25 protein-coding genes and 1 pseudogene are annotated in these 24585 nt (G+C 65.7%); 18 read left to right on the top strand and 8 right to left on the bottom strand.

Features of this window, described 5'->3' with window-relative positions; all coding sequences use genetic code 11:
- From QH276_RS26405 to QH276_RS26390, 4 genes and pseudogenes are all read right to left on the bottom strand, one after another.
- A pseudogene (locus QH276_RS26405) lies at positions 1 to 129 on the bottom strand (acetamidase/formamidase family protein); the annotation flags it as partial.
- Between the two features lie 117 nt (positions 130 to 246).
- Positions 247 to 1599, bottom strand: coding sequence for a cytochrome P450 (locus QH276_RS26400; RefSeq protein WP_280398658.1), 1353 nt, complete (start codon positions 1597 to 1599; stop codon positions 247 to 249).
- Between the two features lie 16 nt (positions 1600 to 1615).
- On the bottom strand, positions 1616 to 1810 hold the full coding sequence (locus tag QH276_RS26395) for a ferredoxin (RefSeq protein WP_280398744.1): 195 nt from the start codon (positions 1808 to 1810) through the stop codon (positions 1616 to 1618).
- 46 nt (positions 1811 to 1856) lie between these two features.
- Positions 1857 to 2564 carry an SDR family NAD(P)-dependent oxidoreductase gene (locus QH276_RS26390; RefSeq protein WP_280398659.1) on the bottom strand — a complete coding sequence of 236 codons (708 nt, stop codon included), beginning with the start codon at positions 2562 to 2564 and terminating at the stop codon, positions 1857 to 1859.
- 232 nt (positions 2565 to 2796) lie between these two features.
- Here QH276_RS26390 and QH276_RS26385 point away from each other — a divergent pair, with 232 nt between their 5' ends.
- Together QH276_RS26385 and QH276_RS26380 are read left to right on the top strand one after the other, a co-directional pair.
- Positions 2797 to 4266, top strand: coding sequence for an aldehyde dehydrogenase family protein (locus QH276_RS26385; protein ID WP_280398660.1), 1470 nt, complete (start codon positions 2797 to 2799; stop codon positions 4264 to 4266).
- Positions 4267 to 4339: 73 nt separating this feature from the next.
- On the top strand, positions 4340 to 5548 hold the full coding sequence (locus QH276_RS26380; RefSeq protein WP_280398661.1) for a CaiB/BaiF CoA transferase family protein: 1209 nt from the start codon (positions 4340 to 4342) through the stop codon (positions 5546 to 5548).
- 179 nt (positions 5549 to 5727) lie between these two features.
- Here QH276_RS26380 and QH276_RS26375 read toward each other — a convergent pair whose 3' ends face one another.
- Both QH276_RS26375 and QH276_RS26370 read right to left on the bottom strand, forming a co-directional pair.
- Positions 5728 to 7644, bottom strand: a complete 1917-nt coding sequence (locus QH276_RS26375) for a S9 family peptidase (RefSeq protein WP_280398662.1) — start codon at positions 7642 to 7644, stop codon at positions 5728 to 5730.
- Between the two features lie 167 nt (positions 7645 to 7811).
- The gene (locus QH276_RS26370; RefSeq protein ID WP_432278617.1) at positions 7812 to 9311 is read right to left on the bottom strand and encodes an MFS transporter; all 1500 of its coding nucleotides are present in this window, start codon (positions 9309 to 9311) and stop codon (positions 7812 to 7814) included.
- A gap of 646 nt (positions 9312 to 9957) precedes the next feature.
- On the opposite strand from QH276_RS26370, the gene QH276_RS26365 reads away from it, so the two are divergent.
- On the top strand, positions 9958 to 10407 hold the full coding sequence (locus QH276_RS26365) for a cupin domain-containing protein (RefSeq protein ID WP_280398745.1): 450 nt from the start codon (positions 9958 to 9960) through the stop codon (positions 10405 to 10407).
- Positions 10408 to 10478: 71 nt separating this feature from the next.
- Here QH276_RS26365 and QH276_RS26360 read toward each other — a convergent pair whose 3' ends face one another.
- Complete coding sequence (locus tag QH276_RS26360) at positions 10479 to 10739, bottom strand: hypothetical protein (RefSeq protein ID WP_280398664.1); 261 nt, start codon at positions 10737 to 10739, stop codon at positions 10479 to 10481.
- Between the two features lie 206 nt (positions 10740 to 10945).
- On the opposite strand from QH276_RS26360, the gene QH276_RS26355 reads away from it, so the two are divergent.
- The gene (locus tag QH276_RS26355; RefSeq protein WP_280398665.1) at positions 10946 to 11383 is read left to right on the top strand and encodes a TIGR03667 family PPOX class F420-dependent oxidoreductase; all 438 of its coding nucleotides are present in this window, start codon (positions 10946 to 10948) and stop codon (positions 11381 to 11383) included.
- A gap of 428 nt (positions 11384 to 11811) precedes the next feature.
- Here the strand turns inward: QH276_RS26355 and QH276_RS26350 are convergent, their stop codons facing one another.
- Positions 11812 to 12339, bottom strand: a complete 528-nt coding sequence (locus QH276_RS26350; protein WP_280398666.1) for a MarR family winged helix-turn-helix transcriptional regulator — start codon at positions 12337 to 12339, stop codon at positions 11812 to 11814.
- Positions 12340 to 12924: 585 nt separating this feature from the next.
- On the opposite strand from QH276_RS26350, the gene QH276_RS26345 reads away from it, so the two are divergent.
- The 14 genes from QH276_RS26345 (at position 12925) to QH276_RS26280 (ending at position 24345) form a co-directional block, all read left to right on the top strand.
- Entirely contained in the window at positions 12925 to 13293 is a 369-nt protein-coding gene (locus QH276_RS26345) for a hypothetical protein (RefSeq protein WP_280398667.1), read from the top strand.
- On the top strand, positions 13290 to 13910 hold the full coding sequence (locus tag QH276_RS26340; protein ID WP_280398668.1) for a DUF3558 domain-containing protein: 621 nt from the start codon (positions 13290 to 13292) through the stop codon (positions 13908 to 13910). The genes QH276_RS26345 and QH276_RS26340 overlap by 4 nt, the downstream gene beginning before the upstream one ends.
- Position 13911: 1 nt before the next feature.
- Complete coding sequence (locus QH276_RS26335) at positions 13912 to 15261, top strand: hypothetical protein (RefSeq protein WP_280398669.1); 1350 nt, start codon at positions 13912 to 13914, stop codon at positions 15259 to 15261.
- Complete coding sequence (locus QH276_RS26330) at positions 15258 to 15965, top strand: ESX secretion-associated protein EspG (RefSeq protein WP_280398670.1); 708 nt, start codon at positions 15258 to 15260, stop codon at positions 15963 to 15965. Before QH276_RS26335 ends, QH276_RS26330 begins: the two co-directional genes overlap by 4 nt.
- A gap of 356 nt (positions 15966 to 16321) precedes the next feature.
- Positions 16322 to 17278, top strand: a complete 957-nt coding sequence (locus QH276_RS26325; protein WP_280398671.1) for a helix-turn-helix domain-containing protein — start codon at positions 16322 to 16324, stop codon at positions 17276 to 17278.
- Entirely contained in the window at positions 17275 to 17472 is a 198-nt protein-coding gene (locus tag QH276_RS26320; RefSeq protein ID WP_280398672.1) for a DUF397 domain-containing protein, read from the top strand. Before QH276_RS26325 ends, QH276_RS26320 begins: the two co-directional genes overlap by 4 nt.
- Positions 17473 to 17686: 214 nt before the next feature.
- Positions 17687 to 18019: a WXG100 family type VII secretion target gene (locus QH276_RS26315; RefSeq protein WP_280398673.1), complete on the top strand. Its 333-nt coding sequence runs from the start codon at positions 17687 to 17689 to the stop codon at positions 18017 to 18019.
- Positions 18016 to 18312, top strand: coding sequence for a WXG100 family type VII secretion target (locus tag QH276_RS26310; protein ID WP_280398674.1), 297 nt, complete (start codon positions 18016 to 18018; stop codon positions 18310 to 18312). Before QH276_RS26315 ends, QH276_RS26310 begins: the two co-directional genes overlap by 4 nt.
- Before the next feature lie 3 nt (positions 18313 to 18315).
- Positions 18316 to 19818 carry a hypothetical protein gene (locus QH276_RS26305; RefSeq protein WP_280398675.1) on the top strand — a complete coding sequence of 501 codons (1503 nt, stop codon included), beginning with the start codon at positions 18316 to 18318 and terminating at the stop codon, positions 19816 to 19818.
- 2 nt (positions 19819 to 19820) lie between these two features.
- Entirely contained in the window at positions 19821 to 20486 is a 666-nt protein-coding gene (locus tag QH276_RS26300; RefSeq protein ID WP_280398676.1) for a pentapeptide repeat-containing protein, read from the top strand.
- 187 nt (positions 20487 to 20673) lie between these two features.
- Positions 20674 to 20967, top strand: a complete 294-nt coding sequence (locus QH276_RS26295) for a hypothetical protein (protein ID WP_280398677.1) — start codon at positions 20674 to 20676, stop codon at positions 20965 to 20967.
- Between the two features lie 58 nt (positions 20968 to 21025).
- Complete coding sequence (locus QH276_RS26290; protein WP_280398678.1) at positions 21026 to 21340, top strand: hypothetical protein; 315 nt, start codon at positions 21026 to 21028, stop codon at positions 21338 to 21340.
- 376 nt (positions 21341 to 21716) lie between these two features.
- Positions 21717 to 22643, top strand: a complete 927-nt coding sequence (locus QH276_RS26285) for a restriction endonuclease (protein ID WP_280398679.1) — start codon at positions 21717 to 21719, stop codon at positions 22641 to 22643.
- 124 nt (positions 22644 to 22767) lie between these two features.
- Positions 22768 to 24345, top strand: a complete 1578-nt coding sequence (locus QH276_RS26280) for an ATP-binding protein (protein WP_280406933.1) — start codon at positions 22768 to 22770, stop codon at positions 24343 to 24345.
- Positions 24346 to 24585 lie beyond the last annotated feature (240 nt).

Raw genomic sequence — 24585 nt, 5'->3', positions numbered from 1 at the left:
GGTCAACGCGACCTCACCGTCACCCTGGGCGAAATGCGGATCGCCGATGTACAGCAATGCCTCAGGCGCCTGGATCGGGAGGAAAAGCGTCGCGCCCGGGGTGAGGAGTTTGACGTCGATATTGCCGCCGTGCGTTCTGCGTTCCTCTTTTTGTTTGCGTTGCCCGGCCCGCGCGGGGGGCGCCCCCCCCCCCCCCCCCCCCCCCCGGGGACGGGAATCCGTTGTCTGCCTCGTGCTGCGCCGGACCTAGATCTGCGCCGCGTCCTTCCGGATGGTGACCGGTTCGGCCAAACGCTGCTCGTCGCAGACCGTCTGCAGCTTCTCCAGTGTTTCGTCCAGACCCGGCCCCAGCGGTTCACCCGGGGTGAAGGTGGCCGGGAGATGGCGCATCCCCTGGATCACCGCGATCGTCTCGTAGTGCACGGTTTCCTCCGGGATACACCGGAAATCCGGTATCCGGTCCAGTACCGCCAGCAGCATCCGTTTGTACACGGCCCGCGCCACATTGGACCCGATGCAGCGGTGGATCCCGAGCCCGAAACTGAAGTGCCGATTGCCTTTCCGGTCCAGTACGACGGAATCTGGCTGTTCGAACACCGCTGGGTCGCGATTGGCCATCGCCCACGACAGCCACAGCCTTTCCCCTTCGGCGAACCGTGCGCCCGCCAGTTCGACATCGGCGTTGACGGTGCGGCCGTCACCGGGTGCCGGGGTGAAATAGCGCAGGAATTCCTCGGTCGCCGAATCCAGCAATTCGTCGCGGTCCCGGCTGAGCATTTCGCGTTCGGCCGGATGCTCGGACAACCATTCCAGCGAATGCGCGGTGAGCGCGGTGGTCGTATCGAAACCCCCACCGATCAGCAGCCCGAGCATCCCGAGAATCTCGATATCGGACAGCGGTTCCCCGCCGAGGGTCGCCTCGGTGGCCAGCGCGTGGATCAGGCCCGGCCGCGGGTGCGCACGGATCTCGACGAGATTCGTGTACATATCCAGGCCCATCTCCTGATGCAACTGGTGCACCCGCTCGTACTCCGGCGAGTCCGGCGGCGTATAGACCGTGGCGTGCGCGGGTTCGCTGTAGACCGCCCAGTTGCGCAACGGAATTCCCAGCATCGCCAGGGTCAGGACCGCGGGGACGATATTGGCCAGATCGTCGACGAAATCGATCCGGCCGGTGGCGATCTTCTCGTCCAGGGCGGCCCGCACGAGTTCGTCGACGAACGGAATCCACCGTTGCACGGCGGCGGGGGAGAGATAGGGGTTGAGTACCGCACGTAATTCGCGATGCTCGGGATCGTCCATTTCCAGGATGCCGTTGCGGATGGCGGCCTGGTTGCTCGACGGGATGGTGATGCCCTGGTACCCGCGCCGTACGCCCTCGACATCGCGGTCATTGGATACGTACGGGCAGCGAGCCAGTTCGAAGACTTCCCGGTTGCCCGCCGCCACCCAGTAACCGTCGTGGTGATCGGTCCAGGCGATCGGACAGTGCCGGTGCATATGCTCGGTGATCGCCTGGAACGATTCCCGGTATCCGGGTTCGTATCGATCGAAATCGATACGGGGCCGGCGACGGTCGGTGGACTCGGTGGCGGACATCGGATGCCCCCTCGTATTATTCGGTGAGCGAAATGGCGCGCTCGGGGCACGAATGCGCGGCTTCGCGCACCTGGTCCTCTTGGTCGTGGGCTACATTCTCGTCCACCGGCGACGAATGGCCGTCGATTTCACTGAGTTCGAACGCTTTCGGCGCGATCATCGCGCAGAGCGTATGCCCCTGGCAGCGTTCCTGATCGACATGGACCTTCACGGTTGTCACTTCCCTTCGGGTGAGATCGGCGGATACCCGGTGCTGATCAGGTGTTGCGTCCGCCGTTGACGCCGATGATCTGGCCGGTGATGTACCCGGCCTCCTCGGAGATCAGGAAAGCGCAGGTGGCGGCGATATCCTCGGGTTTACCGATACGCCGTACCGGGGTGCGCTGGATATGGTCCTCGACGCTGCCGCCGAGCAGCCGGCGTTCCTCGGAGCGGCGCAGCATCGGGGTGTCGATGAACCCGGGCGGTACCGCGTTGACGGTGATCCCGGCCGGGCCGAGTTCCAGCGCCAGCGATTTGGTGAGACCGTTGACCGCGGATTTCGAGGTCACATAATGCGACATGAACGGCTGCCCCGAATGTGCGCTGGACGAGGAGATATTCACGATCCGGCCCCAGCCGGCCTCGAGCATATCCGGCAGCACCGCCTGGATCGTATGGAAAACCCCGTGCAGGTTGACTTCGATAACCCGCTGCCATTCGGTGAAATCGATGTTCTGGAACCGTTTGAACCCGTCGACGCCGGCCGCGTTCACCAGAACGGTGACGGGTCCCAGCTTCTCGCGGATGGTGGTCAGGGCTGCGGCGATACTGTCGGGATCGGTGACGTCGGCCTGGTAGGCGGAATCGTCGTCGGCGGAGGCGTTGCGGTCCAGGGCCGCCACGTGGAATCCGTCGCTGCGCAACCGCTGCGCGATGGCCAGTCCGATGCCCGAGGCGCCGCCGGTGACAACTGCGGTTTTCACGCTTGCCTCTCCTCTCTCGCGCCCACCGGCGCAAGAACATGCATTCCGAATACGAGAACCGTACTCTCGTGCTGATCGGCTGCGCAAGATCCGGGGACGCCGTGCGAACCGGTCGTTGCGCTGCCGTGAACCGGATAGCTCCAGCTCATCGAATCGGCAGTGCGAGCACGTTGCCAAATGTACTATTCTCCTGAAACGAGAATGCTATTTCCACAATCTTCGAGGAGGCGGGATGTCAACGCAGGAAGAGGCGGTGACTGCCACCCAACGGCTGCTCATCGACGGGCAGCTGATCGAGACCGGGCGCACGCTGGCCTCGCTCAATCCCGCGACCGGTGAGGTGGTCGGTCACGCGCCCGAGGCGGGTATCGCCGAGGTGGACGCCGCTGTCGCCGCCGCCCGCCGCGCGTTCGACACCACCGACTGGTCGACGAACCACGAATTCCGGGCCCGCTGCCTGGACCAGCTGTACCAGGCCCTCCAGGACAATGTGGAGGAGCTGCGTGCCCTGATGATCGCCGAGGTCGGCGCCAGCTACATCCTCACCAAGGGCAACCAGCTCGAAACGCCCTTCGAAATCGTCAAGTACTACGCCGGCGTGCTGAAGGACTACACCTGGACCGAAGACCTCGGCCCGGTCGAGATCCGCGGCGCGCAGCATCAGCGGTGGGTCGAGAAGGAAGGCGCCGGGGTGGTCGCGGCCATCGCCGCCTACAACTACCCCTACCAGCTGGCCTTCGCCAAACTCGCCCCGGCGCTGGCCGCGGGCTGCACGGTGGTGCTCAAGGGCGCCCCTGATACCCCGCTCATCACCCTGGCCCTGGGCGAACTCATCGCGCAGCACACCGATATCCCGGCCGGTGTCGTGAACATCCTCGCCAGTTCGGAAGTGGCCGTGGGCGAGCGGATGACCACGCACCCCGATGTGGACGTCGTCTCGTTCACCGGGTCCACCCCGGTCGGCCGCAAGATCATGGCCGCTGCCAGCGAAACCTTGAAGAAGGTGTTCCTCGAGCTCGGCGGTAAATCCGCGGCCATTCTGCTCGATGACGCCGACTACAACCTGGGTGCCATGTTCGCGGCCTTCAGCATCTGCTCGCACGCCGGCCAGGGCTGCGCCATCACCACCCGCCTGCTGGTACCCCGCGCCGACCACGACAAGGTCGCCGAACTGGTCGCCGCGAACCTCGCCAACATCACCTACGGCGATCCGTCCGACCCGAAGAACTACATGGGCCCGCTGATCAGCGAACGCCAGCGCGACAAGGTGCACGGGCTGGTGGAGCGCGCGGTCGCGGCCGGCGCCACCCTGGTGTGCGGCGGTGAGAAGGTCGACCCCGGCTACTTCTACAAGCCGACCTTGCTGTCGAATGTCGACCCCGACAGTGAAATCGCGCAGGAAGAGGTATTCGGCCCCGTTCTGACGCTGATCCCGTACGACGATATCGACCACGCCGTGGCGATCGCCAACAACTCGATCTACGGCCTGTCCGGCGGTGTTTTCGGCGCCGATGCCGAACGCGCCCGCGCGGTGGCCAAGCGTATCCGCACCGGCACCTTCAGCATCAACGGCGGCAACTACTTCCACCCCGACGCGCCGTTCGGCGGTTACAAACAGTCCGGTGTCGGCCGCGAGATGGGCGTGGTGGGCATGGAGGAATTCATGGAGCGCAAGACCATCGCCGAGGTGGTGTCGGCATGAGCGAGTCAGGCCCGGAGGCGGTAGCGGAGCGTAACCACGGAGGGCCCTCGCTCATGCCGGAAGGAGGCACAGCGTGAGCAAACCGCTGGAAGGGATCACCGTTCTCGAGGTCGCTATGTACGGCTTCGTGCCGTCGGCGGGTGCGGTGCTCGCCGACTGGGGCGCGAATGTGATCAAGGTCGAGCACGCGGTCACCGGCGACCCGCAGCGCGGGCTGCGTCAGATCGGCAAATTCAAGGTCGAGGGCGATCCGAACCCGAATATCGAACACGCCAACCGCGGCAAACGCAGTATCGGTATCGATATGTCGGTCGAAGGCGGCCGCGAGGTCATCTACGAACTGGCGAAGCGCGCGGATGTGTTCCTCACCAGTTTCCTGCCTTCCGCACGTACGAAATTCGGCATCGACGTCGACGATATCCGCGCAGTGAACCCGCAGATCGTGTACGCCCGGGGGAGCGCGCTGGGACCGCGCGGTGTGGAAGCCGACCGCGGCGGCTACGACATGACGGCCTTCTGGTGCCGTGGCGGCGTGGCCGCCACCATCACCCCGGAGGGTACCGACGGGATGATTTCACCGCCCGGCCCCGCCTTCGGCGACACCATCTCCGGCACCAATCTGGCCGGCGGTATCGCCGCGGCACTGCTGAAACGGGAACGCACCGGCGAGCCGTCGATCGTCGACGTCTCACTGCTCGGTAGCGGGCTGTGGTCGCTCGGTCATACCGTGGCATTGTCGGCGTATCAGGGCGAGCCGATGATCGCTCCGCCGCCCGGTACCCACGGCGCGATGTCGAACCCGCTGTCAGGCCTGTACAAAACAGCCGACGACCGCTACCTGTCGTTCGTCATGCTGCAGCCCGGCAAATTCTGGGCCGACGTCTGCCACCATATCGACCGCCCCGATATGGCCGAGGATCCCCGTTTCGCCGACGCGTCCCGGATCGCCGCCAACACCGACGCCGGTGTCGAAATCCTGCGTGAAGCCATCGCGCAGCGCACTCTCGCCGAATGGACGAAGAAATTCGCGACCCTCAAAGGTCCGTGGGCTCCCGTCCAGGATTCCCGGCAGGTCGCCGACGATCACCAGATCCGGGACAACGAATACATCCTTCGCGCAGGAGAATTGGAGCTGGTGTCGAGCCCGGTGCAATTCGATGTCACCGCACCCGAACTGCGGCCGGGCCCGGAATTCGCGGCCCAGACCGAAGAGGTTCTGCTCGAACTCGGCTGGGATTGGGACCGCATCATCGAACTCAAGACCAGCGGGGCGGTCGCCTGAGCCGGTCCCTCGGTGACCCGGTGTGGTGCCGGAGTTCGCCCGGCCCCACACCCCACCGCCTCGGGCGCCGCGCGGCGGACCGGCTATCGCTACGTGACTCCCCGGTGACCTCCCGATCTCCGGCCGCGCCCGCGACGGCTTTTCCGGAAGGTGGATCGGCACCGCGTCGTCGAGACGGATCAGGTGTTCGTCGTCCGCCTGCCGAGATGCTGGGCGAGATGGCGTTCGATGGCGCGGAACAGCATGACCTGGTTTTCCGGGTTGTCGAAGCCGTGCCCTTCGTCGTCGGCGACGAGGTACTCGACCGCCACCCCGCGCTCCCGCAGTGGCGCGACGATATTGTCCGATTCCGCCTGCACCACGCGGACGTCGTTGGCTCCCTGGGCGACCAATAGCGGGGTCGTGATCCGGTCGATCATCGTGATGGGGGAACGGCGCCGCATATCGGCGAGTTGCGCGGGGTCGTCGGGGTCGCCGACGTAGGCGATCCAGTTGTTGGTCATATTCGCGCGGACGAACGGGGGCAGGGTGGCGAGGAAGTTGGCCAGGTCCGAGATGCCGACGTAATCGACTGCCGCGGCGAACTTCTCCGGTGTGACGGTGATGCCGACGAGCGCGGCGTAGCCGCCGTAGGAGCCGCCGACAATGGCCACGTGGGCGGGGTCGGCGTAGCCCCGGGCGACGGCCCAGTCGACGGCGTCGATCAGATCGTCGTGCATGGCGCCGGCGAACTCGCCGATCGCGGCGGTGAGATGCCGGCGCCCGTAGCCGGTGGAGCCACGGAAGTTGACCTGTAATACGGCGTAACCGCGATTGGCCAGGAACTGTACGGCCTTGTTGAAGGTCCAGGTGTCGTGCATCCACGGCCCGCCGTGCACCAGCAGTACCAGCGGCAAGTTCTCGGGTTCGACGCCGACGGGCAGCGTCAGGAAACCGTGCAGCGGTAGACCGTCGCGTGCGGCGAACCGGACCGGGATCATCGGTGCGAGGTCGGACGGGCCGAGGTTCGGGTCACGATACAGCAGGCGGCTTTCCCCGGTGGCGTGGTCGTAGAACCATGTGGTGCCCGGTTCGCGGTCGTGGATGAAGGTGGCGACCCAGCGCTGTTCGCTCAGATCGGAGGAGACGGTGTCCAGGACGCCGTCGGAAAGCGTTTCCAACGCGGCTTGGACCTGGGCGAAGTGGGGGTCGATCGGCACAATGCGGGGCCGGTCGCCGGTGAACCGGGCGGCAATCACCTCCCCGGTACGGCGGCTGACGAACACAGTGGGCGGCAGGGTGTCCGCCGCTGCGCTCAGGGTGTCGAGGCTGTGGCCATCCACGGCGGCCACCACGGTCAGTTCGCCGGTGGCGCGGTCGAGCCGCAGCAGCCGCAGATCGTCGGCGTCCTGGTAGTCGCCGAGCAGCGCCCCGCTGCCGTCGGGTAGCGGGAGGAGGAAAACTCCCAGCGGGTGCTCGGGGCCGCCCGCGCGGTGCAGGAGCCGCAGGTCTCCGGTATCGGGATCGGCAGCGGAGATTTCATGGGTGCCGTCGGAACCCTTGGCCAGATGCCAGGTCGCGCGGCCGCTGCGGTCGACATAGAAGGTCGCGGTGGGATCGGTCCGCTCCACCAGCGGAGTTGTCTCGCCGGTGGCGATATCGATGCGGAACACATCGACGTAGAGCGGTCGGGGGTTCATCCAGGCGATGACGGTGCCGGGCACCGTGGTCTCCGGGTCGACGGCGAACACCCGGGAACCGGGGTCGAGCGGGGTGAGGTCGACGGCGGGCGCGCCGGGATCGTCGAGGTCGACGCGGTGCAGGTGCCAGTCTTCGTTGCCGTCGGTGTCCTGCAGGTAGAGCAGAAAGCGGGGGTTGTCGGTCCAGTAGTAGCCGGTGATGCCACGACGGGTATCGGAAGTGACGGGCACGGCCTCGGCGTGCGTCTGGTCGACACCACGCACCCAGACGTTGCGGCGACCGCGATACGGTGCGAGGTAGGCGATCCGGGTGCCGTCCGGGGAGATCGATGGGGACGCGAACGCCGGGTCGGCGAAGAACGCCTCTATGTCGAGCTGTGCCGGTCGCTGCCGGGGCGTCCGTCCGGTCGAGGTCATCTGCGCTCCGTTCGTGCAGGTCCCGTGCCGCACGGGGAACACCGGGCGCGGCTGCGGGTCGGTGGACCGAGGAACTCCGCGATCGGCTCAGAAGCCGATGTCATCGCGAGTCCTCCTGGTCGCTGGGTGTTCACCTACCGAGTACAGACCCTGACGTCGCGGCATACTCAAGTCCTACCGGAGTGATCCCGGCCGGTGGGCCCGCCGCCCGGGGCGTGTTCGGGCGCGAGCGCGGGCCCGCTGATCGCGCATTGCGGCAGGCAATCGACAGAGTCGAGCGACGGGGCACGCCGGGGCGGGCGCAGCAGGACCGCCGCCAGTAACGCCCCGGTGAGCAGTAAACCCGCACAGATCCCCATGGCGACCGCGAACCCCGCATCGAAATCCGCCGGATCGTCCACGGACCCGGAGATTCCGGCCAACCCGGGCAGCGCTGCCACCGCGAGCAGTTGTGCCGTCCGGGCGACCGCATTGTTCACCCCGGACGCGATACCCGCCTCGGTCGTCGGAACCGCTCCGAGTACGGCGCCGGTGAGCGGCGCGACCAGGACCGAGAGCCCGAGGCCGAAGACGAGCACCCCGGGCAGCACATCGACCATGTAGACGGCGTCCGGCCCGATCCGCAGCAGCAGCATCAGCCCGGCCGCCGCGATGAGCGGCCCGAGTGTCATGGGCAGCCGGGGCCCGTGCCGCTGGGCCCACCGGCCGGCCGGTGCCGAGAGCGCCAGCATGAGCAGGGTCACCGGAACGGTGGCGGCGCCGGACAACAGCGGTGAATATCCCGCCACCAGTTGCAGCTGCAGTACCAGCAGGAAGAACACGCCGCCGAGCGCGGCATACACCGCGAGCGTCACCAGGTTGGCCGCGGTGAAGACACGGGAGGCGAAAAGAGCGGGTGGGACGAGCGGGTGATCGCTGCGCACCTCGATCAGGACGAAAGCCGCCAGCAGCAGCCCGCCCGCGCCCACCAGCAGCGGCACCATATCGATCAGTCCGAGGGTCAGCGCGCCGAGCGCGGCCGCGATCACCAGCGCGCCGGGTATATCGAGCCGGGCCGCGGCATTCGGGTCGCGACTCTCCGGCACATGCCGCAGCGAGACCAGGACCACCACCAGAACCAGCGGCACATTGATGAGGAAGATCGACCGCCAGCCCGCCGTATCGATCAACCAGCCACCGACGAACGGGCCCAAGGCGCCCGATACGCCGGCAAACCCCGACCACAGCCCGATCGCCGCGCCCCGGTCCCGGTCGTCGATGGACGCGGAGATCAGCGCGAGACTGCCCGGTGTGAGCATGGCCCCCGCCACGCCTTGCAGAACCCGGGCGGCCACCAGCATTTCGATGGTCACCGCCGCGCCGCACAGCACCGATGCCAGCGCGAAACCCACGGCGCCGGCCACGAATACCTTGCGCCGGCCGAACCGGTCGCCGAACGAACCGCCGAGCAGGATGAACGAGGCCAGCGTCAGGGTGTAGCCGTTCAGCGTCCATTGCAGCCCGGCGATATCGGTCTCCAGCGCCTCGCCGATCCGGGGCAGGGCGATATTGACCACCGTGGCATCGAGCGAGGCCACCGACGAACCGAGCACCGTCGCCAGCACGATCCAGCGGCCGGCGGCCGACCGCAGCCGGGGCAGTTCAGCGGTACTCACCCTCGTCAACATAGGCGCTCGTGCGGGTCCGTCGGGCCCCGACACTCGGCACCGCTGTCCCTCGGCCATCGGCGAAACCGCACGGACTGTCACGGTCGGGAGGGCTCGGGGAACTCGCGTATCCGGCCGGATCGCGGCCCGCCGGCCGGTCGCGGTGGGAAGTCGCCCTCGAGCGGGACGGCGTCGGGTTCGCGGGATCGTGCTCCGCTCGCGTTCCGGCCTGAACGGCAGGCGCGCCGGGTTGCTCTGCCCGGCATGGCCGAATCGCTGCCGGGTGTGGTCGCCGGGCCGGGCTGTTGCTGCGTAGATTGGCGTGGTGGCGAACGATCTGATCCTCCACCTGCTACGTGTATCGGACCTACAGGCATCCGATGAGCCGATTGCCCTCGGCTCCGTGGAGACCGGCGGTTTCCTGCGGTGCGCACCGGATGAGGCCACACTGCTGGAGGTCGCGAACACGTCGCATCGGTCCGAAACCGAACCCATGGCGGCGCTGATACTGGATCCGGCGAAGATCGGTGTACCGGTGCGCTTCGAGCAGACGAATTCACCGGGTGCGAATACCGGGAATCGCCCGATTCCTTACGTCCACGGGCCCATCGACCGCGCCGCGATCACCGAAATCCGCTACGCGCGAAGGGATGTCAACGGAACATATATCGGCTTCGACCGCCGCTCGCCGCTCGTCGAATCCCTGGACCTGCTCCCGCATCCCGAAGGCGGATGGTTCCGCGAAACGTGGCGCAGTACCCACACGTTCACCCCCGCGGGCTATTCCGGGACACGGGCCGCGGGGACGGCGATCTACTACGTGCTGGGAGCCGGGGACCGGTCCGTCTGGCATCGGGTGCGTTCCGACGAACTGTGGTTGTGGCATACCGGTCTCCCGCTCGCCCTGACGCTCGGCGGAGACGGGCCGCGGCCGGATCGGGCGGAGCGCCACATTCTCGGCGGGGACGTGCCGGCCGGCCACCGGCCGCAAGTGCTGGTTCCGGCGGGCTGGTGGCAGAGTGCCGAACCGCTGCCGGGCGAGGCGGACGAGGTTCTGGTCAGTTGTGTCGTCTCGCCGGGTTTCGACTTCGCCGATTTCGATTCGCCGGCCGGGTGAGCGGTAGCGCCGGGAGAGGTGGGGTCGCCGCCCGATGGCCGACCACGCGCCGGGCAGCAGACCCCGCCCCGTCAGCTGCTTTCGCAGCCGATGCCGTTTCCGTCGCGGTCGAGGTCGTATTCGTCGGGGCCGATCACTCGAACGCGGCCGGTGTACTCCGGGCCGTTCCCGCTGCCGCCCGCGCAGTCCACGTCACTGGTGATGGGGACGCAGGGGTCGTACGAGGCGTGGCAGTTCGCGCCGGGCTGAGCGGCGGCGGGCTGGGCCGCGACGATCGTGCCGGCGGTGGCACAGGCGAGGGCGGTCGCGCCGAGGAGGGCGAGGGTTCTCATGGCATCTTCTTCCAGGGGAGTTGACGAGCAGGTAGAACCTTCGCACGGCAGAGCGCCGCCGTCGATGAATTTTGCGGAAAAGTAACCTATAAAATCACTGTTATCGAATGCATACGGTTTTGCCCCGGTCGCCGCTCTTGCGGGGAACAGCAGTGCGGGCGAGGGTGTTGTTCCGGCGAAGCCCCCGAGGATCTGGAGGTCGGCCCATGGCAACATCGCAGGTCAACGAACTATTCGATCCGGCAACGGAATTCGGTGCGCGGGTGGCCGAACGGCTGGACCGGGAGGAGATCGTCTGGCTCACCACCGTGGGCCCCACCGGCACCCCGCAGCCGAACCCGGTCTGGTTCCGCTGGGACGGGGAATCCTTCCTGATCTTCAGCGAGCCCGACCGGCCCAAACTCCGCAATATCGCCCGCAACCCCCGGGTGGCGCTGCACTTCAACGGCACCGCATCCGGCGGCGACATCATCGTCTTCGGCGGCACCGCGCGCCTCGAACTGGGCCCGGACGCCGACGAGATCGCGGCCTACCTGGAGAAGTACCGGGACGGACTGGCCGGCCTGTCGATGACCGCCGATCAGTTCCGCGCCGACTACTCGGTGCCGATCCGGGTGGTCCCGGACCGCCTGCGCGGCTTCTGAGCGTACGGCGGCACTCGGTGCGGGGCCATCAATTCCTCGGCGATCGCCCCGAGTGACGGGACCAGTGGGTTGTCCATCCGTGCGGCCATCACTGTCCACACTCCACTGCCGGCGGGATGATGAGCGCCAGTGGTAGCGCGATCACTCCCGGCAGGGGCCGATACGCGACCTCGTGGCTCCAGACCCTGGTGGCGTTTGGTCATGGCCTCCGCCCAGAGCGGGGACTTCGCGGGCGAAGGTAGGCGAACGCGGCCACCACCGCGGCTAGGATCCGGCGGTCGGTTGTGTGGTGTCCGACTCGTCCTTCCGGTGGTCGGCTCAGTACTCGGCACAGTCAGGGGCTCCGTTCGATCGGCCGGCGGCGCGGGTGTGGTCGCCGGCGAGCAGGTCTGTACCGGTGGACCGGCCCCGGGATACGTGTATGCCGGTCAAGGGACGGTCGATGAACTATGTGGGTGCCAGCGCGATTCGCGAGTATCTGAGAAGAGGTGCTCGGCCGGGCGCGGAGCCGTCGCCGACACCAGGAGTTCCAACCCTTCTCCGAGGGCGACAATCGTTGCCAGCTGTTCGGGAGTGAGTCCGGAGATGCGGTCCAGAATGATTTCGGTCAGCTGCCTGCGGCTGCGCAGGAACTGCTCCCTGCCGGATTCGGTCACCTCGATCAGATTGACGCGGGCATCCGCAGCCGATATGCGGCGCACGACATCCCCCGATTCCTCGAGTCTCCGGACCGTACGCGAGATACCGGCCGGGTCCACGCCCTCGTGTGCCGCCAGTTCGGACATCGACAGCGGGCCGAACTTGACGACCGCCGCGAGCGCGCTGCGCGCCGACTGGTTGATCCCCGCTGGGGCCATCATCCGAAACTGCCGGGCCGCCTGGATGAGCGCGACCTGCACTCGCTCCACTTCGGCCACCAACGTCGAGCTGGTGGTCCTCGTATCGGACATGGTCATCGGCGGATCCTCCGGTCAGTGGATATTCAGACGGGAATCAACACGGTGAAGTCATCGTCCGGTCCTTTTCGTTCGCAGGTTCCGGGGGCGAACCTGTACGAAAAGGTTGACAACGAACAAGTAACCGGCAGTCGTCCCGCAGGGGGCGCGGTGCGGTCAGCGACGCGCGAACTCCTTCCTCGTCGCTGGCGCCAGCGCAGCTCATAGCCGGTTTCCGTGGCCCGACCGCCAACCGGCCGGGCTTTGGAATCGCGGCGATCCGAATCGCGCAGGCGCCGCCTCGCGCGGCGCCGAACCGTCGCCGAGACCGGCATACCCGCCCGGATACGCCTCAACCCCTCGACTCACTGCTGCTGAGCACGATCATCTTTCGGTCGGTAGGGCGGCGCACCCGCCGTGCGGGAGTGTGCAGCCGGCGAACTCGTCCGGCGCGCACCGTCGAGCGCCGGTGGAAGCTGTGTCGATCCGGTAGGTACCAGTGTCCGCCCAGGTGTCCGGGGATCCACGAGGTCGCCGCAGCCGGAACCAGAAGCGGCGCCGGTGCGTCCGATACAGTGAGGCGGCGTATGGAAGGGCGGGCAAACGGTGGATATCGGGCAGGGGCAGGCTGCCGCACTGTGGGAACAGGCGGGGGCCGGGACATTCCGGATGGAAGCGGGGGCGGCGCAGCGATGTGCGGACGTGTTCGTCCGGTTCGCGGAAAGCATCGACGATGAGCTGGCGATGACCCAACGCAGCCTCCGAGCCGAGGGCTTCGGTGGATTCGGTTCCGCGATCGAGTTGCAGGACGGATTCGCGAAAAAGGGTACGAAACTGCACGAAGCATTGCTGGGCCTCCAAGAGGCTGCCCTGAAAATGGCTGCGGCCTACCTGCGTGCAGGGCAACTGTTCGAAGAAGCCGATGACATGAATCGCCGGGCGCTGGTTTTGGCGGGTGAAGGAGTAGCGGAATGAGGCGGTATGTCGCAGGCATCATCGGGCTAGCACTGTTCGCTGTGCCGGCCTGTTCATCCGGAGAAGACCCTGCCGGAGCCGGCTCGTCGCCGGCTCCTTCTGCGGTAAACGGCACTGCCGTGCCCGCCCGTGCGACTTTGACCCAGCCGAGCTTGCAGCCCCCCGCACAAGACGGGCGGAACGTCAACAAGGACCGGCCGGATGTGGTGTTCGATCCGTGTACTTGGATCAGTGACGAAACGATTCGAGAGGCAGGGTTCGACCCGGCGACCCGCGAGCGCGGGGACGATTGGCTCGCGGAATGGACCTTCCTGGTCTGTGGATTCGAATCGGAAGAGATCACGCTCTCAGTGATGTCGGGAAACGTAACTCTGGAAGAAGAGACCGAGAAGAATGGTTCCTGGCAGCGTCCGATTTCAGTAAATGGCCGTGAGGCAACAATCGGCAGGGAACCGGACCGAGGTGATTCCTGCACGATCAACATGCGAACCGCCGCGGGTGTGGTCTTCGTCGACCAGCTACTGCGACTCGAGGGACGGACTCGGGGTATCGATCCGTGCACAAATATCGAGAAGACGGCTGCACTGATCGAGCGCGAAATCGGGGAGGGGAACTGATATGAGCGAGGAGCCCGAGGCTGCGTTTCCGTTCCTCGCCACCGATGACGCGCAGCGGGTTATTGACGTACAGGAGGCGCAGACCCTCGCCCAGCAGGGCCGCGAAGGTGCCGCTGGCAGCGAACGCGATATCACCCATGATTCGCAGGACCCGTCGTATATCACCGCGATGGAGCATTTCGAGGGCTTGTCGCATGCGGAGATCTACGACAAGGTGGGGGCAATGAATGTCCGCGCAATCACCGAATTGGGTGAAACATGGCGGACAATCGCGACCGGTTTGTCGGCCAAAGTTCTCGGTTCCCGGCTCGCACTGAATCGCGCACTCTCCGAAAGTTTTTCGGGTGAATTCGCCACCACTGCGGCAACCGCAGCGGAAACGTTCTTCGACGGCGCCGACAATTTGCAGCGCGCCGTTTCGGCGATCGGGTATCGGGTCGGTTCGGTGGCGGCTGGCGCGGACGCGGTGCAGCTGTCGGTGCCGCCACCGCCCGTGCGTGCCGTGCCCACTGCGGGGCTGCCCGACGATGCCGAACAGGTCGCGACTGTCCTGTTGGGCGCGGCCGCACCGTCGTCGGAGGCCGATTTCGGACGGCAGCAGGAAGAGCAGCGCCAGGTCGCCATCGGGGTGATGAACTCGATTTACAAGCCGACCTACCAGCCGGCCGGAGAGGGCGTGCCGACATTCGTCCCGGTGTACACGCCAGGGGAGGGACCCGCGGGGACGAACCCGCCGGGCACGTCCACCACCAACAGCCCGGGCACGCCCGGAAACACCACGGGATCGCCGGGAAACCAGCCCGCAGGGGAGCAGCCAGGACAGCCGGGTGCGGAAGATCCGCAGGCGACCACCGCCGCCGGCACCGAAACGCCTGCCGGTAATCCGGCCGGACAGCAGCCCGCCACCACACCCTCCACCACGACGTCGGGCGATACTCCGCGCGGTGCTCCCACCGGTACACCCACGGTCCCCGGAACTCCGTCGCGTCCGGGAAGCCCCGGGAGCCCCGGAGTACCCAGTGTCCCCGGTTCGCCCGGCCGTCCGGGAACACCACCCGTGCCCGGCCGCAGTGTTCCGGGTACGCCGGGAACCACACCCACCCCCGGCGGTACCACGGCCGCTCAGGCAGCACGCGCGGGGCGGCCCGCTGGGATGGGCGGTATGCCGGGCATGATGGCCCCGGGTGGAGCCGGGCGCGGCGAGGACGAGCAGGACCACAAGATTCCCGATTACCTGATCATCGACCGGAGCGAGGAACTGCTCGGCCCGCAACAGCCGATGGTGCCGCCGACCATCGGCGACGATGCGGCGGCAGCCGAACCCGCGCGAGATCAGGGTGGTCATCGGTGAGATGGGAATTCACCCCCGATGAGTTCATGCACGTCTGGAGAGTCACCGACCGTGACCGGTACCCGTTCCCGCTGAGTATGGTGTCGGCGGCCCGCTGGGAATCCGACTACGACCGGCTTTCCGCCGAACTGAACGCCCGCTTCCCGAAGGGTTCCGACCCCGACCTCGATGCGGCCCTCCGGGTGGCTGCCGCTCCGGAAACGACTGTCGCACTCTATGGTTCGCGGACCGATCCGATTCGCGCCTACGCCGCCATCGACGGCACGGTGGGTGTCGCCATGGTGCAGCGTCCCGGGCCCGACCCGGAAACCGGCGGCACTATCGTGCTGCGTGCCGGGACCCCCAAGGTGGTGCCGATGATGGTCGATGCCGTACTCGGTGACGTTCAGAAAGGGACACGGCCCTCGTTGGTCGACGATATCGACCGGATGCGGGAAACCGACGGCATGTGGATCGGCTCCACCCCGCAGGTCCCCGACCGGATGCGCCGCCTGCTCCGTGCGCCACGCACCGGGTCCGGTCATATCGAGGTGCGGCGGGGGCTCGGCGACAGCCGTCCCTTCCCGCCCGGCTATCTCAGCTGGTTCGATATCCGTGACGACGGACGCTACGTCTACCGGCACGAATACCGGGATTTCCGGATCGACCCGGTCTCGACCGCGGAGCTCAAACAACTGCTGGCGAAACTGATCGCCCCGGCCTGAACTGCCGCGGCCCGGTACCGGCCGCAGCGATGGTGGTGCGTGCTGGATACGGCGAATGCCCCGGGTACCCGGTGCGTACCGGTCACGACGTCTGTTCACAGCGCCCGGTGTCTGCCGAGCCGATATCGCAGAACCGCATTCGCACAACATATTCCGCTCCTGGGGTTAGTCTTGGCCTACGCCCGGCACAGGGTCCGGCGGGGGCACATGGACGGTGCCGGACCCTGCCGCAACAGTTTTCGATGCTGCGGTGGTGACGTTTCTCGAAGGTGAGTCGAGGAACGACCTGAACCGGGCGCTTCTCCAGTAGATCGGACCGGCGCCGCGTTCCGCCGCTCCATCACCGGGGAAATGCTATGGTGCGACGACTTTTCCACCACGGCGCCTTCCATATAGACACCATCCAGTTAGCGAGGGTAAATATCGTGGGTAGTGGGTCCATGCTCCCCCGCCGGGCGTTGGGGCGGCAGCTGCGAAAGATGCGCCTCAGGGCCGAAATGACACAAGCCGGCGCCGCGCGCGCCGCCGAGACTTCACCGCAGACCTACGGCCGGCTGGAGGACGGCCTCAAGACCAAGGTCACGGATATGGCCATGAATGCCTTGTGCAATGCATTTTGCAGTACCGATGAGGAGCGGAGAACGGTCCTCGATCTGGCTCGGGAAATCCGACAGTCAATGGGCTCTGACGGCGGCTGGTGGCAGGCATATGCCTCGGCGGTGCCCGAAACCTTCAACCACTTCATCGGTTTGGAAGAGTCCGCGACTGGCATATCGACCTGGGAGACCGTGTTGATTCCTGGCCTGCTGCAAACAAAGGAATATCGCCGCGCGCTGCTCTGGTCCGAATTCCGGGATATGCCGCCCGACGAGGTGGAACTGTCCCTTGAAGTTGTCGGTCTGCGGCAGGAACGATTGGGCGAACCGGACTTTCAACTCGAAGCGTTGATTGCCGAACCCGCACTCCATTCGGGAATCGGTGGCCCCGGCGTCTTCGCGGATCAGTTGTCGCACCTGCTGGACGCATCGCGACTGCCGAGCGTGACGATGCGGGTCGTGCGGCGGGACGCCAAGGACCCGCTCGGGCTTATCGCCGGGCCTTTCGTCGTGTTCTCTCTGCCACCCATGCCGACATCGCGGATGCGCCAACCTGCGGTGGCATACGCGGAGGGCTATTTCGGCAGGGTCTACATCGAAGGAGGTTCCGATGTCGCGATGTATACGCGGGCTATGGAACGGCTACGGCGAGTAGCGTATTCAGTCGACGAGTCCAGAGACCTGGTTCGCGAGGCACGCAAGGAGTGGGAACAATGACCGACCTAGCCAGTGCGCAATGGTTCAAGAGCAGCCGCAGCTCCGGTCAGCAGAATTGTGTCGAGGTCGCGTTCCTGGACGGTGGGACGGTCGGTGTTCGTGACTCGAAGAACCCGACCGGCCCGGCGTTGAGCTTCGACCCCGCCGATTGGGACGGATTCGTCGCGGACGTTGCCGCCGGCGGATTCCGGTGAAGACCGGAATCAGATAGGCCCGCGAGAGGTTCCGTGTGTCCGGTTGCCCGACCACAGGGTCGGGCAACCATGGCATGTCGGCATCCGTTCGCAACATGAAACGTTCCTACCGCAGACTCTTGACGGAACTCCGACGTGGAGCCGGTTAACCGGACGGGCATTGCGGCTGAAACCTCATCCGGCAGTTGGCCGATATCCTGATAGTCTCGTGCTCATGGTTGATTCAGGGGGGAATCCGAACCCTGCCGGTGATGTCACTGTTGTGCCGGAACAGGTTCGGGCAGTCGGGCAGTTCGTGGCCGATATCGCGCGGAACCTGCGGTCGGGTCTGGATTCGGCGAGCACGGACGTCGATGCCCTGCTCTCCGACGGATGGCGTGGTGACGCGGCGAACGAGTTCTCCGGTGGCTGGACCGAACTACGCGACGGCGGCATCAAGATCCTGCAAGCGCTCGACGGTATGGCCGCCGAACTCGGCGTCCAAGCCGGCAGCTACCAGGCCACCGATGATGCCAACTCCCAGCAATACCCCAGCCTGAACCTATGAGCACCGAATTCGCCGTCGATATCGAACGCCTCGACAACCTCATCGCCCGCCTGTCGAACCTCGCCGGCTACCTCACCGAACAACTCGACCTCATCGACGACAAAGTCGCCACCCTCGACGGCGCCTGGGAAACCCTGGCCGCCAACGCCTACCGCGACGCCCACCGCCTGTGGTCGACCGGCGCCCGCGAGTTCGCCACCGGCCTGGCCGATATCAGCGACGCCGCCCGCACCGCCCACACCCGCTACACCACCGCCGCCCAGGTCAACAAGAAGATGCTCGAAGGCGGATAACCGATGACCTGGGTGATCGACTCGGGCATGTACTACGCCGCCGCCGAGAAATGCCACCTCCTGGCCGGCGACATCTCCCTCGCCCTGGGACCACTACTGCACACGCTGACGCACGAATGCGGCGGTATGGCCGGCGACCACAAGGACTCCGAAGCCTGGACCACCACCTACAACAAACACACCGCCGACATCATCACTCTCGCCGCGACCCTGGCGAACGCGCTGCAACGCTTCGGCGACGTCCTGGCCGCAAACGGCTACAACTGGTGGCACTCCAACCGCGCCAAAGCCAGTGGACCAGAACCCGACCGTCCCACCGCCTCCGAACCCCTCTACGACTCCGGGCTGGCGCTACCTACCAACGCCAAAGGTGACAACGGCCCCGGCCTCGACGAAGGCGCAGTCGCGGGACTTCTCGCACAGGTGGGGCGCATACCCAACGGCGACGTCGGCCGCCTCGGCAAAGCCAGAGACGCCTGGCAAACCTTCGCCGACCACACCACCATAACCGGCGCCGCCGACCGGATCAGGGGCGTCAACGCCGCCTTCACCGGCAACACCGACCCGAACATCGGTGAGATCGAAGCCAAACTCAACACCTTGACCCAGGCCGCAGACATGCTGGCCCAAGCATCCAAAGCCCTGGTCACCCCCGTCGGCGAACACCACGACGCACTTCAGGAAATGCGCAACGACATCCAAGCCGCGGTCGCCGACGCCGGCAAGGAAATCGCTGCCGCCATCGGTATCACCGTCGCCATCGTCGCAATCGCCGCCGTCGCCTCCGCAGGACTGGCCGCCCCCGCCGCCGCGGGCGGCGGCGCCGTCGTCACCGCCGAAATCGTCGCCACCACCGCCGGCATCATCAAGAACGCCGTCTCGATCAGCCGCCTCGTAGCCATCTTCGGCGCCGTCGTCGTAGCCGGCACCGCCTCCGGCGGCTTCACCGCCATCCCCGACCTCACCAACAACGCCATCAACGCCGCCGTCGCCTCCATCGCCGCCATGGCCGTCCATATCGCCGCAGACGATGGTGCGACCGTTCCTTCGAATCCGAGCAATACCCCAGGTACACCTGAATATGCCAAGCGCGTGGAGGAACTCGCGCAGGACCCAGCGAAGAACGGGAAGGTCAGTCCACAGTCGAGGCGTGAGGCTGAGGTCGGCTTATCCAATGAGAACGCGGGGAGAGTCGGTCCGCTCGAGCGTGCACATCCAGGTCCCAACGGAGAAGACACCGGCGAGTTCGTCGATACAGATTCGGGTATCCACTGGGATGTCAAGAGCTCGCCGGACGTCATTCCCGATTATCGACCGGCCGATGTCGCAGGTAAGCCGATACCCAACCCGCAAACAGACGATGAATTCATTGAAATGATCGAGGACTCGCTTGCGGACGGAGAGGGTGTAATGATCGACCAGAGTGGCATGACCGAGGCTAGGAAGGCTCGTCTGAGGCAGCTTGTAGAGAGTCATCCCGAATGGCAAGGAAAGGTGCTTTGGTAGAAATGGCGACCACCTACGGCCGCACCGTCGCGGAGGTTCGTAAATGGCCCGTGAACCAGGCGGCTAGCCAAGCTCTGGCCGACTATCTTTCAGCCCTGCCTGCTGACCCCGCGGCCGAAAGCATGCCATCGACACTGCTCAGCGGGTCCGGACTCGATTTCACTGGAGCAGATCTGTCCGGCCTGGATCTACTCGGTGCAGAGCTGAGTGAAGCGATCCTGACCGATGTGGGCCTGGTCGAAACCGACCTGTATACAGCTTGGCTGACGAGCGCCGACCTCAGCCGGGCGAACCTGAGTCGTGCAGACCTCCGCAAGGTCCGAGCGCGCGGCTGCCGGGCCGTGCATGCAGTTTTCCGTAACGCGGACCTGCAGCGTGCCGACCTTTCGTCCGCCGAATTTGTAGGCGCGGATTTCCAAGGAGCTCGGCTACAGCGAGCGACGTTCTCAGGGGCAAATCTTCGCGCAGTTGACTTCAGCGGCTGTGCGTTCGAACGTACCAGGCTCTCTCGCGCACGAATCGCGGGTGCTCGCGTCGAGGAGGCCGAAGGCCTGGTCATCGGCCCCGTTGATGTAGGCGAGGAAACGCCGATGCTGCTCAATGGACTCGAACTAGAGGAATGGTTCAACTCCAACGGGGCAACGAATATCCAGGTCCAACAGCCTTAGCCTCAATTGCGCCAATTTCCGGCAAAGGGTTCCGTGAATGGGAAAAGGTGCTAGGAACTGCAATAAGCCGGTCTGTCTAAGGTGGACTATATTGATGCCGGGATGCCTACGAAACGCAATGTCGTGGTCCAGGGCAAGTGGAGACCCGTCCGGACCATGCGCCCGATACCGTAGATAGGAGAATCCGATGTCGATATCTGTCCATGTACGGTCTTCGGAGCACAACGACATATCCAGCTATGGAGACAACCGCGACGAGATCCCACAAATCAGGGACGCCGCTGCCGACGGAACATTGCTGAGGTGCATATCCAAGCATTCGGACACAATGTTCAACGGGAAGCAGATCATGCTGCTGATCGACGAGATCGACCGATTCCCGAGATCTTCATCCGACTTCGATCAACCCTTGGGAATGCTCCGCGCCGCAGCACAGTCTGCGCTCGATGCAAACGGATATCTCTGGTTCAGCGGCGATTGAGTAAGCGAGCCGACTCCATGACCCCTAGACACCGGAACCTTTCGCGGAGGATCGATTGATGACACTGAGAATCATCGCCCAGAACCGGCTGCACCGACCCATTACCGACGCGATTCAGGACTCGAACGGTTTCATCGAAAATCTGTGTGTACAGGCAAGCCCGAAAAGTCCACTGTGGGGTGTAGACCCAGCGGCAGATACCATGTTCAACGAGTACCAACTCAACGCTATTATCGACGAACTGGGGGCTTGGCAATCCGTCGAAAATTCCGGTTCACAGCACATTCAAGAACTTCGAACAGTGGCTATGATCGCAGCCAGGAAAGGCGGATACCTCTGGTTTTACGGCAGCACCGACAATGCCGCTGAGTAGCCAGAGGACGCACCTGCGTGTAGACCATGCCGTCGTGCACACGGACGGTAAGGTTCTCAGGCCTGACGCAGCTTATCCCAGGAAGTCGATCCAGCAGCATACGGAAGCTCATATCCCGCTCAGTGGGTGGTCCAAGTGGAGGAGCTGGATCGGCCGTGAGCGTTCGTTATTTCTGGGCGGGTGGCACCTCCCATCCCCTCGAGGGGATGGAGCGGATTACGTACCTGCTGTATCCCCCACCTGGCCTTGACCACCAACATGAGTTCGGGAGGCGGAAGGCCGGGATCGCGTCGATAGCAGAGTGCCATCGCACCGCCCTTGCCGAACTCGATTCTTTCTTGGCAGCTCTCCAATCTCGCGCGTTCGAAGGTGAGCTGTGACCGCGCCGGTGTCAGCGATGCCGGTGTGGTCGGGCTTTCTCACCCCGGTGCTGGAGGTGCTTACCGATGGCAAGGTCTGGCGTAAGCGGGACCTGCACGTGGCGGTGGAGGACCATGTCGGGCTGTCGGAGGAACAGCGGGCCGAGGTGCTGCCGTCGGGGCAGGGGCGTGCTGACAACCGGATCGGGTGGGCGCTCAGCGGGCTGTACCGCGCGAAGCTGGTGGACAAACCCGCTCGCGCGACGTTCGTCATCACCGACGCGGGTCGTGCGCTGCTCAAGGCCCATCCGGACGGGATCACCGAGAAGACCCTGAAAGCGCTGCCGGAATACCGAGACCACACGCCGTTGCGCTCGGGCTCGTCGACCGTCGCACCGTCGACAGGCTCTGTGGGCGCAGACGAAGACGTCGACCCGCTCGAGCAGATCGAGCACGGTGTCGAACGCCTCCACGCCGAGGTCGCAGCAGACCTGCTTGCGCGGCTGCGCGGTCAGGACCCCGCGTTCATGGAGCAGTCGGTCCTCGATGTGCTCGTGGCGATGGGTTACGGCGGCACCGAGGGGCGTGCCACCCGCATCGGTGGCTCCGGGGACGGCGGCGTCGATGGCGTCATCGACCAGGACCCGCTCGGTCTCGAACGGATCTACGTACAGGCCAAACGCTACGCCGAAGGGAATACGGTCGGCCGACCGGAGATTCAGGCGTTCGTCGGCGCCCTGCATGGTGTGGGCGCGGCGCGCGGCGTTTTCATCACCACGAGCGCGTTCACGTCGGGCGCCCGCGAGTACGCGCAGAGCATCGCGACCCGCATCATCCTCATCGATGGCAGGCGGCTCGCGGAGCTCATGATCCGCTACGGTGTCGCCGTCCAGACGCGGCAAGCCTTCACCGTCGTCGAGGTTGATGAGGACTACTTCGAATAACTGCAGGATTCCCGGCGGGCCGCCACCGACGGCCAGGGAAATCCTCGCACAGGGTGGTGCTGAACACCCGGTATGCTGCGCGAATGAGCTCACCGCGGGCTCGGGCGGCGAAACGGGAGGGCTTGTGAGGTACTTCAACACCACCGGGCCGTGCGATGCGGAGCTGCACTATATGTTGCCTGCGAGCGAACGGCTTCCGGATGCTCGCCGGCATATTACCCGCGGCCAGTATTTCGTGGTGCACGCGCCGCGCCAGACCGGCAAGACCACCACCCTTATCGAACTCGCACATGAGCTCACCATCGAAGGGAACTACACGGCACTGCATTTCAGCTGCGAACCGGGGAGCACGTTCGGGGACGACGTCGGTTCCGCGGAGCGTGCGCTGCTCGGACACATCCGAGAGATGACCAGGATCATGGGGCTCCCTGCCGACGAGCTACCACCGGTGCCGTGGCCGGCGGCCGAACCCGGATATGCGCTGCTTTCGGCACTCACCGCGTGGGCCGAGCGATGCCCGAAACCGCTGGTGCTGTTCTTCGACGAGATCGACTCCCTGCGTGGCGAAAGCCTGATCAGCGTGCTCCGCCAGCTGCGCACCGGCTACACCACGAATCGCCGCGGATTCGTGCATTCGATCGTGCTGTGCGGGCTGCGGGATGTCCGCGACTACAAGGCCGCGGCCGGCGGCGATCCGTCCCGTTTGGGCAGTGCCAGCCCGTTCAATATCAAAGTCGACTCCATCCGCATCGGGGATTTCGACCGCGACGAGGTCGGCGCCCTGTACGCCCAGCACACTGCGGACACCGGGCAGGAATTCAGCCCTCGGGCAATAGACCTCGCCTACTACTACACCCAGGGCCAGCCCTGGCTCGTCAACGCCCTCGCCGCCGAAGTCGTCGACAATATGCGCATCGGGACGACTATCACCGACGACCACATCGACCGAGCCAAAGAACGCCTGATCGTCGCCCGCGCCACCCACCTGGACTCCCTGGTCGCCAAGCTCGACGAACCCAGGGTCAAGAAGGTGATCGAACCCCTGCTCGCCGGAAACAACCTCGACAGCGCCCTCGACTTCAATGCCGCCCGCTCCTACGTCGCCGACCTCGGCCTCATCGCTCCCGACAGCCCGGTGCGCATCGCGAATCCCATCTACAACGAGGTCATCGTCCGCGTCCTCGGCTCGAGCATCGAGGACAACGTCACCGATGAACCCGCCCGGTTCCGGCTCGACGACGGCCGCCTCGACGTAACCGAATTGCTCACCGCCTTTACCTCGTTCTGGAAGGAGAACGGCGAATTCCTCGCGTCCGGGCACAGCTATCACGAAGTCGCCCCGCAACTGGTGCTCATGGCGTTCCTGCACCGCATCGTCAACGGTGGCGGCTACATTGCCCGTGAATACGGTGTCGGCGCCGGTCGTATCGACCTGCTCATCCGCCAGCCCTACACCGGCCCCGGCGGGGTCCGTGCCGAGCAACGCCTCGCCTTCGAGCTGAAACGCCGAGCAGACAAAGAAGGTGACCCTCTCGTCAAGGGTCTGACCCAGCTCGACGCCTACCTGGACCGCCTGGAACTCGACACGGGAGTCCTGGCGATCTTCGACTGCTGCGAGAAAGCCGCACCCATCACCGAACGCACCCGGCTCAGCGAGGTCACCTCTCCCGCCGGGCGGCTCATCACACTCCTGCGCGCCTGAGCTCGCGGCCTCGGGCCGAGGTCTTTCAGGGGCGGGGTTCGACAGGATCGTCCGAAGTTGCTGTGCGAGGCGCCGTTCACCGACGCCGCGCCGCAGGGCCCGACGCAATTCTCCGCACCTGAGCAGACGACCCAGCTCGTCGGGGTCATCAGGTCGGTCGACGACTCGGTGGTCGCGACCGCCTGGCGGGGCAGTTCCTCGACGCCGTTCGAGATCCCGGGGTGTGGGTTGGCGCACGGT

The organism is Nocardia carnea, from assembly GCF_029869215.1.
Classification (GTDB): domain Bacteria; phylum Actinomycetota; class Actinomycetes; order Mycobacteriales; family Mycobacteriaceae; genus Nocardia; species Nocardia carnea_B.
This window is presented reverse-complemented; position numbering and strand designations above follow the sequence as displayed.

What these genes read in the sequence shown, in the direction of transcription:
- QH276_RS26400 (WP_280398658.1), bottom strand. Translation starts at nt 1,599, where the DNA reads ATGTCCGCCACCGAGTCCACCGACCGTCGCCGGCCCCGTATCGATTTC.
- QH276_RS26355 (WP_280398665.1), top strand. Translation starts at nt 10,946, where the DNA reads ATGGCAACATCGCAGGTCAACGAACTATTCGATCCGGCAACGGAATTC.
- QH276_RS26300 (WP_280398676.1), top strand. Translation starts at nt 19,821, where the DNA reads ATGGCGACCACCTACGGCCGCACCGTCGCGGAGGTTCGTAAATGGCCC.
- QH276_RS26360 (WP_280398664.1), bottom strand. Translation starts at nt 10,739, where the DNA reads ATGAGAACCCTCGCCCTCCTCGGCGCGACCGCCCTCGCCTGTGCCACC.
- QH276_RS26295 (WP_280398677.1), top strand. Translation starts at nt 20,674, where the DNA reads ATGTCGATATCTGTCCATGTACGGTCTTCGGAGCACAACGACATATCC.
- QH276_RS26370 (WP_432278617.1), bottom strand. Translation starts at nt 9,311, where the DNA reads ATGTTGACGAGGGTGAGTACCGCTGAACTGCCCCGGCTGCGGTCGGCC.
- QH276_RS26385 (WP_280398660.1), top strand. Translation starts at nt 2,797, where the DNA reads ATGTCAACGCAGGAAGAGGCGGTGACTGCCACCCAACGGCTGCTCATC.
- QH276_RS26290 (WP_280398678.1), top strand. Translation starts at nt 21,026, where the DNA reads ATGACACTGAGAATCATCGCCCAGAACCGGCTGCACCGACCCATTACC.
- QH276_RS26320 (WP_280398672.1), top strand. Translation starts at nt 17,275, where the DNA reads ATGACCGACCTAGCCAGTGCGCAATGGTTCAAGAGCAGCCGCAGCTCC.
- QH276_RS26305 (WP_280398675.1), top strand. Translation starts at nt 18,316, where the DNA reads ATGACCTGGGTGATCGACTCGGGCATGTACTACGCCGCCGCCGAGAAA.
- QH276_RS26315 (WP_280398673.1), top strand. Translation starts at nt 17,687, where the DNA reads ATGGTTGATTCAGGGGGGAATCCGAACCCTGCCGGTGATGTCACTGTT.
- QH276_RS26375 (WP_280398662.1), bottom strand. Translation starts at nt 7,644, where the DNA reads ATGACCTCGACCGGACGGACGCCCCGGCAGCGACCGGCACAGCTCGAC.
- QH276_RS26325 (WP_280398671.1), top strand. Translation starts at nt 16,322, where the DNA reads ATGGTGCGACGACTTTTCCACCACGGCGCCTTCCATATAGACACCATC.
- QH276_RS26350 (WP_280398666.1), bottom strand. Translation starts at nt 12,339, where the DNA reads ATGACCATGTCCGATACGAGGACCACCAGCTCGACGTTGGTGGCCGAA.
- QH276_RS26340 (WP_280398668.1), top strand. Translation starts at nt 13,290, where the DNA reads ATGAGGCGGTATGTCGCAGGCATCATCGGGCTAGCACTGTTCGCTGTG.
- QH276_RS26310 (WP_280398674.1), top strand. Translation starts at nt 18,016, where the DNA reads ATGAGCACCGAATTCGCCGTCGATATCGAACGCCTCGACAACCTCATC.
- QH276_RS26335 (WP_280398669.1), top strand. Translation starts at nt 13,912, where the DNA reads ATGAGCGAGGAGCCCGAGGCTGCGTTTCCGTTCCTCGCCACCGATGAC.